Origin of the sequence: Actinomadura fulvescens (assembly GCF_039533225.1) — a bacterium.
Classification (GTDB): Bacteria; Actinomycetota; Actinomycetes; order Streptosporangiales; family Streptosporangiaceae; genus Spirillospora; species Spirillospora fulvescens.
This window is the reverse complement of record NZ_BAAATD010000035.1, coordinates 1-10,914: the sequence shown is the minus strand read 5'-3', so window position 1 is coordinate 10,914 and position 10,914 is coordinate 1. Positions and strand designations below refer to the sequence as shown.

General features: G+C 70.7%; 12 protein-coding genes, 1 tRNA gene and 2 pseudogenes. 5 read left to right on the top strand and 10 right to left on the bottom strand.

What is annotated here, in order from left to right:
• The first annotated feature begins 435 nt into the window (after positions 1-435).
• Positions 436-615 carry a hypothetical protein gene (locus ABD333_RS47155; RefSeq protein WP_344549466.1) on the top strand — a complete coding sequence of 60 codons (180 nt, stop codon included), beginning with the start codon at positions 436-438 and terminating at the stop codon, positions 613-615.
• Positions 616-675: 60 nt separating this feature from the next.
• Positions 676-748 (top strand) — tRNA-Ala (locus tag ABD333_RS47150).
• A gap of 39 nt (positions 749-787) precedes the next feature.
• On the opposite strand, the gene ABD333_RS47145 is transcribed toward ABD333_RS47150, so the two are convergent.
• On the bottom strand, positions 788-1,159 hold the full coding sequence (locus ABD333_RS47145; protein WP_344549465.1) for a VOC family protein: 372 nt from the start codon (positions 1,157-1,159) through the stop codon (positions 788-790).
• 121 nt (positions 1,160-1,280) lie between these two features.
• Between ABD333_RS47145 and ABD333_RS47140 the strand changes: the two genes are divergently transcribed.
• Positions 1,281-2,579: a hypothetical protein gene (locus tag ABD333_RS47140; RefSeq protein WP_344549464.1), complete on the top strand. Its 1,299-nt coding sequence runs from the start codon at positions 1,281-1,283 to the stop codon at positions 2,577-2,579.
• Here the strand turns inward: ABD333_RS47140 and ABD333_RS47135 are convergent.
• The 5 genes from ABD333_RS47135 to ABD333_RS47115 are packed head-to-tail and all read right to left on the bottom strand — an operon-like array spanning position 2,573 to position 5,624.
• Complete coding sequence (locus ABD333_RS47135) at positions 2,573-3,628, bottom strand: baeRF2 domain-containing protein (protein ID WP_344549463.1); 1,056 nt, start codon at positions 3,626-3,628, stop codon at positions 2,573-2,575. The two genes, ABD333_RS47140 and ABD333_RS47135, sit on opposite strands and share 7 nt — an antisense overlap.
• Before the next feature lie 28 nt (positions 3,629-3,656).
• Complete coding sequence (locus ABD333_RS47130; protein ID WP_344549462.1) at positions 3,657-4,151, bottom strand: DUF1360 domain-containing protein; 495 nt, start codon at positions 4,149-4,151, stop codon at positions 3,657-3,659.
• Positions 4,148-4,519, bottom strand: coding sequence for a VOC family protein (locus ABD333_RS47125; protein ID WP_344549461.1), 372 nt, complete (start codon positions 4,517-4,519; stop codon positions 4,148-4,150). The genes ABD333_RS47130 and ABD333_RS47125 overlap by 4 nt, the downstream gene beginning before the upstream one ends.
• Positions 4,509-4,766, bottom strand: coding sequence for a DUF7218 family protein (locus ABD333_RS47120; protein WP_344549460.1), 258 nt, complete (start codon positions 4,764-4,766; stop codon positions 4,509-4,511). The genes ABD333_RS47125 and ABD333_RS47120 overlap by 11 nt, the downstream gene beginning before the upstream one ends.
• A 45-nt stretch (positions 4,767-4,811) precedes the next feature.
• Entirely contained in the window at positions 4,812-5,624 is an 813-nt protein-coding gene (locus ABD333_RS47115; RefSeq protein ID WP_344549459.1) for an MBL fold metallo-hydrolase, read from the bottom strand.
• A 44-nt stretch (positions 5,625-5,668) separates the two neighbouring features.
• Here ABD333_RS47115 and ABD333_RS47110 point away from each other — a divergent pair.
• Positions 5,669-6,349, top strand: a pseudogene (locus tag ABD333_RS47110) (AfsR/SARP family transcriptional regulator); the annotation flags it as partial.
• An 18-nt stretch (positions 6,350-6,367) separates the two neighbouring features.
• Here ABD333_RS47110 and ABD333_RS47105 read toward each other — a convergent pair.
• A pseudogene (locus ABD333_RS47105) lies at positions 6,368-6,820 on the bottom strand (ATP-binding protein); the annotation flags it as partial.
• Between the two features lie 158 nt (positions 6,821-6,978).
• Here ABD333_RS47105 and ABD333_RS47100 point away from each other — a divergent pair.
• Complete coding sequence (locus ABD333_RS47100) at positions 6,979-8,058, top strand: tetratricopeptide repeat protein (protein ID WP_344549458.1); 1,080 nt, start codon at positions 6,979-6,981, stop codon at positions 8,056-8,058.
• Here the strand turns inward: ABD333_RS47100 and ABD333_RS47095 are convergent.
• The 3 genes from ABD333_RS47095 to ABD333_RS47085 form a co-directional block, all read right to left on the bottom strand.
• Complete coding sequence (locus ABD333_RS47095) at positions 8,055-8,834, bottom strand: ABC transporter permease (protein WP_344549457.1); 780 nt, start codon at positions 8,832-8,834, stop codon at positions 8,055-8,057. The genes ABD333_RS47100 and ABD333_RS47095 overlap by 4 nt on opposite strands.
• Positions 8,831-9,781, bottom strand: a complete 951-nt coding sequence (locus ABD333_RS47090) for an ATP-binding cassette domain-containing protein (protein ID WP_344549456.1) — start codon at positions 9,779-9,781, stop codon at positions 8,831-8,833. Before ABD333_RS47090 ends, ABD333_RS47095 begins: the two co-directional genes overlap by 4 nt.
• A gap of 282 nt (positions 9,782-10,063) precedes the next feature.
• Complete coding sequence (locus ABD333_RS47085; protein WP_344549455.1) at positions 10,064-10,249, bottom strand: hypothetical protein; 186 nt, start codon at positions 10,247-10,249, stop codon at positions 10,064-10,066.
• Positions 10,250-10,914: the final 665 nt, after the last annotated feature.

Sequence of the window (10,914 nt, the reverse complement as noted above, 5' to 3'; positions counted from 1 at the left end):
TCGCCCCCTCGGGGCTGCGCCCCTCTTGGGGCTCCGCCCCCTCGCCCCCTCGGGGCTGCGCCCCTCTTGGGGCTCCGCCCCCTCGCCCCCTCGGGGCTGCGCCCCTCTTGGGGCTCCGCCCCTCGCCCCCTGGCCTTCGCTTCGCTTGGCATGGGGCTGCGCCCCTTTTTTGGGGCTTCGCCCCTCGCCCCCGGCGCCTTCGCTTCGCTCGGCATGCGGCGCAGCCCCCGGGGACTGCGTCCCTGCGGGTTGCCCCCCCCCAGCGCCCTCGCAGGCTTCGGGTTGTTTGGGGCGGGGGTTGCTTCGCGAACTCTTCGGGGGTGGTGTGGCTTGGTCAAGATCAGATGGCCTGGTCATGGGCGTGTGGGTGGTTTCATTACGGTTATGGGAAGACATCGCAGAGGTGCGCGGCGAGAGGTCACGGTGGCGGACCTTATGGATGAGCTGAGCCGGTTCGACCCACACCTGGAGGTCCGGCTGGCCGTTCAGCCTCGGCTGCCGCAGGAGCACACCGTCGGCGCGGTCGCGGAGGCCGACGGGATGGTGTGGATCGGCGAGGGCGGGCAGCAGGGGTATGCGCCGGACGAGGTCGCCGAACGGCTTGGCTGGCGATAACGCGTACCGACCAGGGCTCGGGGTGCACTAAGCTTTTCCTGGTCGGCCGGAAGGCCGCGCGGGGCTATGGCGCAGTTGGTAGCGCGCCTCCATGGCATGGAGGAGGTCTGGGGTTCGAATCCCCATAGCTCCACACATCGAAAGCCGCTCTTCGGAGCGGCTTTCGTGCGTTCTAGGCGTACGGCGACGTAATGGCCTCCAGGGCGTGGCCGTCGGGACTGTCGAAGTAGACGCCCCGGCCGCCGTAGTGGTGATTGATCTCGCCGGGTTTCTCGTGGGCGGGGTCGGCCCAGTAGGTGATCCCCGCCTCCTTGATGCGCGCGAAGATCTGGTCGAACTCCTCGTCGGTGACCAGGAACGCGTAGTGCTGGCTCTGGATCTCGGTCGCGTCCATGAAGTCGAACGTGACGCCGTTGTCGGCTTCGACCGCGACGAACGGGCCCCATTGGGCGCCGACCTTCAGGCCCAGGATGTGCGCGAAGAACTCGGCCTCGGCCTGCTTGTCGCGGGAGCGGACGATCGTGTGGTTGAGGTCGATTGACATGGGTTCCTCCTCGATACCAGTCCACTACGGCGGCGGCGGGTGACGCTAGGGTGCTGGCCCTTGGAGTGAAAGGTCGGGAATGTCGCCGCGAAGACAGGTGTGGCTTTGGATAGCCGCGGTCGTGTTGACCGTGCTGCCCCTTGGCATCTCTTTGCTGCTGGCGTTGATGTCCGGCGCCAAGGGTGTCTCGATCGGGATCGTCGGTTACGGGCGATGCCCGGGCTGGGAGATCCAGGGGGCGTTGTGGCGGGTTCCCGGGCTCGGCTACCTCAGGGGGCTGCCCATCCTGGTGGTGGGCCCGGCGTTCGTAGTTTGGCTTCGTACGCGGTGGCGGTGGCCCGCGTGGGCGGCCTCGGGGCTGCTCGCGTTGAACGCGCTGGTCGAGCCCGTTCTGCTGGGGTACGACGCGGTGACCGAGGGCGATTCCTGCTTGCAGCTGTGGGGGCCGTTCGCGGACTGGACGATGGGCTGGCAGCTCTGGAACCTGCTTCCCGCGGCGTTGATCGCCGCCACCGTCATGCGATGGAGTCGGGTGCTGCGGGGCGTGGCCGCGACGGCCGTCCTGCTGTCGGTGTTGGTGGTGACGGGCGACCGCGGGCGGGACGAGGTCGTGGCGATCGGCCGCGAGGAGTGCCGCGCCGCGACGTACGCCCAGCCGGCGCGGAACGAGTCGTGGGTGGAGGCGGTCAGGCGGATGCCGCCGCACGACAGGGAGCGCGCGTTCCTGTGCTCGATGCGCGGAGGACCGTGGCAGCAGGTCGATGAACGGCCCGACGGTGAGCTTCTGTGGCTGGGACGGCGATCCTGCGAGAACCCCGAGAACATGAGGCGGCTCTTCAACCGGAGCCCGGCGGAACCGGGGCGGGTGCTCGCCTACCTGTGCCCGGAACGGGCCGGGCCGGCGCTGACGCGGTCCGAGCAGCAGGTGGCCGAGGAGAACGCCCGCCTGGACGCGCGGAAGAACGCGCATTGCCGCAAGAAGGTGCCGCGACGCGACCGCGCCAACACCAAGGCCGTCCTCACGACCGACGGCGGCGGCTACTACGTGGGCGGCGGCGAGATGGGCCTCGACCCGATGTACGAGGCGATCAAGAACGGCCTCGTCGGCGTGCATCGCCACGGGGTGGCCGTCACCACCGCCGAGCACCACGACTTCTGCCTCACCGTCCGGCGGGCCAAGGCGCGTCCGCCGGTCGAACGCGCGGGCTGGGACCGGGTGGTCGAGGTCGGCATCGACAGTCCCGGGCCGGTCAGGTTCACGACGATGGAGGAGGTCTTCGGCTTTCCTTCGGTGGGCCAGGGTTCGCTGCGGATCCGCATCCATGTCCGGGACGCCGGGGAGAGCCCCTCCGAGCTGCCCAGGGAGCGTCACCTGGTGGTGGTCTTCCCGGGCAGCTCGAAGAAGACCGTCGTCTATTGATGGCGGGTGGCGGCGTCCGAGTAGCGGAGCACGGCTCCGATCTTGGATTGGCGGAGCAGGGCCAGGTTCCCGTCGGTGGCGGCCACGGCCCTGATGAGGGCGGCGTCGGCGCGTTCCTCGACCGGGTCGTCGACGCCCAGCGCGTGCAGTTCCTCCCGTTCGACGGCGATCTCGATGGGATTCGGGCCGATCCAGACCCGCGCGGGTGAGTCGTCGGGAAGCAGCAGCGTGTCGATCTGCCCGCGCCGCGCGGCCTGCACGGTGGCGCTCAGGCCCTTGACGGCGCGTTCGCCGTGGGCGAGCTCGGTCTCGAAGCGCTCGGCCACGGCCATGAGCCGCTCGGCCTGCTTCAGCTCCAGGATCTCGTCGATGTCCTTGGTCTCGACCGTGTTCTCCAGGAGGGGTTCGGAGATCTCCTCCAGCACCGCGCTGCGGGCCTGGGGATCGCCGGAGACGATGAGCAGTTCGCCGCCGCACTGCTTGGCGGCCTGGTCGACCTCCCGGCCGACCTTCTTGGCGTTCGCCTTCCAGACGTTCTCGGCGGCGCGCTGGATCCGGGACTGGTTCCAGCCCTCGGCCTTCACCTTGCGGATCGGGTAGTCCTCGTCGCCTTCCACGGTGATGGTGGTCCGGGTGCCGTCGGCGGCGACGCAGCAGATCTCGCCGCCCCGGCGGTCCACGGTGACCACGAGGTAGGGGAAACGTTCGCCGCGTTGTGCCAGGAGCGGGAGGACGTGCGGGAGCTGCGACACCCGGGCCAGCTGCCTGGCGGGCGGGCCCGGAAGGCGGGTGAGGTGCGCCACCTCCCCGCCGGCGGCGTAGAGGACCAGGCCCTCGGAGCGCTTTTCGGTCAGTTCCTGCTGGACGGCCGCGTCGACCGCGCGCAGCGTGTCCTCAGGGGCCCCTTCGGCCTCCAGTGTCTCGCGCAGGGCGCGCCACCGCAGCTCGGGTGCCTTGGGGGCCTCCTCGGTCGTCCGGGTGAGGTCGGCGTGGACAGACGCGTAGGGTCCCGGTCGGTCGTAGAGCGATTTGAGGAAGGACAAATCCATATATCTGGCCCTACCCGCCCCGCCTGTATCAAACCCCCCGCTGGAGCCGGGCGTAGGCCAGCTGGAGCCAGTCGGAGCCCGCGACCGCCGTCATCGTGGTCCCCACCAGGCGGGTGGCCTCGGGCGCGAACACCATCCCCGCCGTGTAGCCGGTGGCGACCCACTGCGAGAGGCAGAAGGGGCAGGTGAGAAGCTCCCCGACGGCGTGCCGCGCGCCGTGGCCGCGTACCTCCTCGCGCAGCTCGGCGGGCCCGCCCGTGCCCTCGTACCGGGTGAACGGGGCGCGCAGCGGGCTCGTCACCGTGTCCTTGGCGATCAGCCGCGCCAGCTTGTGCGTCGTGATCGTCATCAGGGCGAGATCGGTGAGCGTGGCACGGGGCGTCCGGCCGCGCGCGAGGAACGCCAGCCCCGCGGCGCTCAGGCCGTAGACGGCGAGCGTGCCCAGATAGGAGCCGAGGGGCCGGTCCGATCCGCCGGTGTACTCGTCCTTCTGCTTGCGTGCCGTGTCGACGACCGATGTCATGAACCAGTCCCTGGGTTGACGATCAGGCAGAACTCGTTGCCCTCGGGGTCCGCCATCACGGTGGTGGGCCAGCCGTCGTCGACGAACGGGCCGCGGACGACCCGGGCGCCGAGGGCGGTCACCCGGGCGATCTCCGCGTCCATGTCGGTGACGCGCAGGTCGACGTGCATGCGATTCTTGGTGATCTTGGGTTCGGGGACCCGCTGGAGCAGGATGTCCGGCCGTTCTCCCCGCGGGTCGGCCAGCCGGGCGTAGGGCGGCTTGTACGGGTCGCGCCGGTACCCGAGGGCGGCGGCCCAGAAGGCCGCCAGGCCCTCGGGGTCGGCGCAGTCCAGGACGAAGACCAGCTGCACGGGCTCAGTGGTCACGCAGGGCCTTGACCAGCTGGGACTTGTTCATCGACGAACGTCCCTTGATGCCGATCTCGCGGGCCCGCTTGAGCAGGTCGTCCTTGGACCAGTCGTCGTACGAGGGGCTCTTGCCGCCCTTACGGCCGACCTTGCTGCTGCCCTGGCCCGCCTGGGCGTTGGCGATCCGGGCGGCCTTCTCCTTGCTCTCGCCCTTGTCGCGGAGCTTCTGGTACTTCTTCTCGTCCTTGATCTGTGCCTTCGGCATGGTCGGCAACCTCCTTCGCCGATCCACCTACCCGCTCCAGGGAACTCACACATTGAACGGGGAGGGAAGGTGCGGGGTGGCCAGCGTGCCGCCGCGTGCGCGGACCCGTTCCAGCAGGGCGGTGCGGGTGGCCCGGGCGGCCTCGGAGTCCTCGTCGTACAGGTAGGTGATCGAGGGGTCGGCGAGCTGCACCGGGTGATGCAGGATGTCGCCGGTGACCAGCAGCTCGTCATCGCCGACCATGATCGATTGATGGCCGGGCGTGTGGCCGGGGGTGCGCAGGAGCATGACCTGCGGCGCCAACCGGAGATCACCGGTGATCGTGTCGGCCAGGCCCGCCGAGCGGAGCGGTTCGAGGATCGCGGTGAGGACGGGTTCGCGCGTCCGTTCCAGCCAGGCGACCTCGTCGGCCTGCAGCAGATGGCGGGCGTTGGGGAAGACGGGCTCGCCGCCGGCAACGGCGCCGCTCGCGTGGTCGCTGTGCAGATGAGTGATCACCACGCTGTCGATCTCGGCGGGCGCGACCCCGGCCCGGCCGAGGGCGTCGACCAGATCGCCGGGAACGGGGGCCCAGGACGCGGCGGGGGAGTCCAGCGGTCCGAGGCCGGTGTCCACCAGGATGTTCGGGCCGCCCGGCACCCGCAGCAGGTAGCAGTAGAAGTGCAGCACCCATTCGCCGTCCGGACCGAAGGCCCCGGGCTCGCCGGTCTCGGCCTGGTTCCAGAGGTCACTGGAACCGCCCGGGAAGAGCTCCCCCGGCGGGCGGCGGAGCGCGGCGCCCATGGGGCCGATCGCGTCCAGGAGCGGAACGATCTCAACACCGGCGGCGACGCGGCTGGTCAGGTTAGTGGCGTTCATGACCTAACGATCTCAGCTCGGCGCCGGCAGGGGAGAATGACCGGGTGCGCATTGGCATCCTGGGTCCGCTGGAGGTGCGGGACGAGACCGGCCGGCCCGTCGCGGTCAGCGGCCCCCGGTTGCGCGCACTGCTGGCCAGGCTCGTGATCGAGGCGGGCCGCGCGGTGTCCGCCGAACGGCTGCTCGACGATCTCTGGGAGGGCGCGCCGCCCGCCGGGGGCGCGGGTGCCCTCCAGGCGCCGGTCTCGCGGCTGCGCGGGGCGGCCGGGCGGGATCTGGTCGAGTACGGCCCGGCCGGCTACCGGCTCGCGGTCGACCCTGCGGAGATCGACGCCGTCGCGTTCGAACGCGCGGTGGCGGCGGCGCGCCGGGAACGCGGGCCCGGGCCGCGGGCGGAGGGACTGCGGCACGCACTCGGCCTGTGGCGCGGTCCCGCGCTCGCCGACGTCGCCGACGCCGCGTTCGCGACGCCGGAGGCCGCCCGCCTCGGCGCGCTGCGCCTGGCCGCGATCGAGGACAGGGCCGACGCGGAGCTGACACTCGGCCACCCGGCCGCGCCGCTCGTCCAGGAGATCGAGGCGCTGGCCGAAGCACATCCGCTGCGTGAACGGCTGCTGATGCGAGCCCTGTACGCGGCGGGCCGGCAGGCCGACGCGCTGCGGGTGTACGAGGAGACCCGGCGGGAGCTCGCGGACCGCCTCGGCGTGGACCCCTCACCCGAACTGGCCGCCGCGCACCTCTCCGAACACCGACAGCCTCCGCAGTACGGTGCGTTCGGTGTCGTCGAGCAGTTCCCAGCTCCAGTCGACGACAGCGCGGAGCGTCCGGTGCCGTGGCAGTGCGGTGCGGCTGCCGCCGGTGAGCAGCCGGAACCGGTCACCGAGACGGCCCGCGACCTGTGCCGGGGTCAGCGCCCGCAGCCTGGCCGCCGCCAGCTCGATGGCGAGCGGGATGCCGTCGAGCTCGCGGCAGATGGCCACGACGTGCGGCGCCGACGCGTCGTCCACCGTGAAGCCGGGGCGGACCGCGGCGGCGCGGTCGGCGAACAGCCGCACCGACGCGTACCGCAGCGCTTCGCCCGCGTCGGCGCCGGCGGGCGGCAGCGGGAGCGACGGAACGGGGCACAGCACCTCGCCGGTGATGCCGAGGGGCTCGCGGCTCGTCGCCAGCACCCGTACACCGGGGGCCTCGGCGAGCGTGCGTCGTCCGACGAAGCTGGTCAGCTGGGCGGGCAGGTTGGTCGTACGTGACGTTCCGCGAGTCTCCGGGCCTGTGGCGGCGGGCGCTCGCCCTTGGTGGGCTTGCGGGGCTGCTTCGCCGCGCAGGATGGCCGGGCCTTGAGGAGGAGTACGCCATGACGGTGTGCTCCGCGGCCCTCGTCACCGAGATGTCGTCCGAGCCCGGCCCGACGCCCGAGAGCCTGCGGCACGCCTTGGACGGCGTGCTCGGCTGGGTGCCTGAGAAGCCCCGGCATCCGGCGCTGATCGTGGCGCGCGGCGCGGCGGCGATCCTCACCGGCGACTTCGCCGCCGCGAAGCGCGCGATACGCGACGTCCACGACCACCCTGACCCGTGGGTCCGCGCCATCTCCCGGGTGGCGCTCGGATTCATGGCGATGAACGACGGCGACATCGCCACGGCCGCCGCCGAACTCCACGCGGGCCTGGCTGGCTTCCGCGCGCTCGGCGACCGCTGGGGGATGATCACCGCGTTGAGCGGCGCGCTGCAGGTGGCGCTCGCACGCGGCGAGGCCGAGGAGGCGGTACGGCTGGGCGAGGAGGCCTACGGCTACGCCGCCGAAGGAGTCAGCCCGGAGCAGGGCGGCACCGTGCTCATCCAGCTCGCCCGCGCCCGCGCCGAGACCGGCGACTTCGCCCGCGCCCGTGCCGACCTCGAACGCGCCATCGGCGACATGGAACGGATCGGCGAATACGCGGAGGCCGCCAACGGCCACCTCAGCCTGAGCGACCTGGCCCGCCGGGAGGGCGACCTGGCCGCCGTCCGTGCCCAGCTCGAACGAGCCCGCGAACTGATCGAGCCACGGGCCGAACGAGCCGACGTTCGCCAGGTGTGCGCCCGTACGTTCAGCCACCTGGGCCGGATGGCCCAGCAGGACGGCGACCTGGAGGCGGCGGCACGCTGGCACGGCCGGGCCCTCCGCGACGTGGCCGGACGGGTGCTCATCGGCAATCCCACGTTCGCCGAACTCATCGAAGGCGTCGCCGCCCTGGACTCCGCGCGCGGCGATCACGAACACGCCGCCGAACTGCTGGGCGCCGCCCACGGCCTGCGCGGTTACCAGGACAGCTGGAGCATCGACGCCGCCGACGTCACGTCCGCCGCCGAGGACGCCCTCGGCGAGGAGGCCTTCGCGGAGGCGTACGACCGGGGCCGCGGCCTCTCCCGCGAAAACGTCCTCGCCCGCGTGACCTAGGTGCGACGCGCGTACAGGCGCAGGGCCAGCGGAAACGTCACCAGGACGATTCCGGCCGCCCACGCCAGGGTGTACCAGGCGTGCGAGCCCATGGGTCCGCCGATCATCAAAGAGCGCAGCGACTCGGCCAGATGCGTGACCGGATTGACCTTCACCCAGGCCTGCAGCCAGCCCGGCATCGTGCCGACGTCCGGCATGAGCACGCTGCTGCCGAACGTCAGCGGCATCACCAGGATGAACCCGATGCCCTGCACGCCGCTCGGCGACGGCGCCACGAGCCCGACCAGCACGAAGATCCAGCAGACGGCCAGATAGAACGCGTACGCCAGCGCCAGCGCCGCCAGAACCGACAACGGGTCGCTGTGGAACCTGAACCCGAGGATCGCGCCGAAACCGACCAGCACCGTCATCGTCAAGCAGAACCTGACCGTCTCGCCCAGCACGGAGCCGATCAACGGCGCCGAACGCGCGATCGGCAGGCTCCGGAAGCGGTCGAAGACGCCCTTGTGCATGTCCTCGTTCAGCGCCGTCCCGAGGCCCATCGTGCCGATGAACGTCATCTGCGCCACCAGGCCCGGCAGCAGCTGCTGCAGGTACGAATGCGTGTCGCCCGCCACCGCACCGCCGAAGACGTACAGGAACAACAGCAGGAACACCACCGGCATCAACGTGGTGTCCAGCAGCTTCTCCGGTGAGTGCTTCAACTGGGCGACGTTGCGCCAGGCCAGCGTCAGCCCATGCCGCAGCGTCCGCTGAGGCGTCATCGCGATCGTCATGCCGGGATCCCTTCCGTGAGGTGGCCGGTCAGCGTCAGGAAGACCTCGTCCAGACTGGGCATGCGCAACGCGAGCTCGGCGGCCACGATCTGCGCCTCGTCCAACCGCCGCACCAGGGCCACCAGGACCGCAAGGTCACTCGCCGGCGCCGTCACCAGGCCGGTCCCCTCATTCACCTCGGGGCGCTCCCCGGTGAGCTCGCCGATGATCGTGGCGAGCTGAGCGGTCCGGTAGGGCTCCGCCGCCCGTACCGCCAGGGTCTGCAGGCCTATCCGGGACTTGAGCTCGGACGGCGTGCCCTCCGCCACCACCCGCCCGTGGTCGAACACCGCGATCCGGTCGGCGAGCGCGTCCGCCTCCTCCAGGTACTGGGTGGTCAGCAACACCGTGGCGCCGTCGGCGACCAGGCCCCGGACGGTCTCCCACACCTCGTTGCGCGCCCGCGGGTCCAGCCCCGTGGTCGGCTCGTCGAGATAGACGACCGCAGGACGGTCGACAAGGCTCGCCGCCAGATCCAACCGGCGCCGCATGCCGCCGGAATAGGTCTTCACCGCGCGGCCGCCCGCGTCCGTGAGCCGGAACCTCTCCAGCAGCTCACCCGCCCGGGCCCGCGCCGCACCCCGACCGAGATCCAGCAGCCGCCCGATCATGATGAGGTTCTCGGTCCCGGTGAGCTCCTCGTCCAGCGACGCGTACTGCCCGGTCAACCCGATCATCGCGCGTACCCGCGCGGGATCGGCCAGCACGTCGTACCCGCACACCTCGGCCCGCCCGGCGTCCGGTTTGAGCAACGTGGCCAGCACCCGGACGGCCGTGGTCTTACCCGCCCCGTTGGGCCCCAGCACTCCCAGCACCGTCCCCCGCCGCACCCGGAGATCAACCCCGTCAAGCGCCCGAGTGGCCCCGAACCACTTCCGCAACCCCTCGACCCGTATCACATCGTCCATGTGCCGCCTCCCGTCCGTCCTTTCACGGACCCCACGTTCAGCCACCCTCCTGACACCCCACCGACACGCCACTGACAAGCCCTGACACACCCCCCACGCCGCACCGCACGACCGGCAGAAGGCCAAGAACGCAAGCGGCGGCAACGCATGTGGCGAGAGGACGGACACCGTGAGGACGCAGACGGTGAGAACACAGGCCGAAAGCCGCTGCGCACCCAGCTGGCGGTGGTGACGGCCAGCCTCGACGCCGCGCAGTTCGACGGGCCGGTCGTCGAGGAAGAGTCAGGTGCCGAGAAGCGCGGCGGCCGACTCGTGGAGGTACTCCATCCGTCCCTTGAGCGGCAGGCTGTCGCGGCCCCGCGCTGTCGCGCACGCTGTTCGCCGCCAGACGCCGGTCTGAGCGGCAGCAAACGCCAGTGCGTAGACCTTGGCGTTTACCGATCCGGCGGTGTTACGAACGTCACCCATGTGCAAATCGGTCAAATCGGAGGCAATGAAGCGGCGCAACGGACGTAATGCCCCGGCCGGGAACGATCCGGTTGAGGCAGGGAAGGAATACGGGGAACGCCATCTGGGTTGGACAGGGCACATCCTCGATCGGAGTCCGGCGCGGGCGCCGGTTGGTGACGGTCTTGGCCGCGATGCCGTGGTGACCAGCAGGTTTTCTGATCAACGACGCGGGGAACGTCTTCCGATTTGACGGGTGCTCGTGAATTACCTACTGTTTCTCATGCCCCAAGGGGATGCAGGACGCCGAGAGGCGGTCGGCCCTGGCGGGGAAGCCACTCAGATAAACGGTTCGAAGCTTGCTCCGGATCGATGTACTCTGATGTGGACGGCCCAGACGGGATGCAGGACGCCGCAAGGTGGCCGGCCCGAGGGACTCCTCCGAAGATCAACGGCGGATGGCTCACGCTATCCGCGGTGATGCACGGTGGGTGGGCTACGTTCCGCTCGATCCGATTCAACTGAGTCGGTTGACAGGAGCGAAGATTCCGGTAAGGTCGAAGGGTTGCCCCGGAGTCGGGTGCCGCGGGAGCGGTGGTCTGGCGCGGTGGGTGTCCGTTTCTTGAGAACTCAACAGCGTGTTAAAAGCCAGTGCCTTTATAGGCCAGCGCACTTTTGTGTGTCTG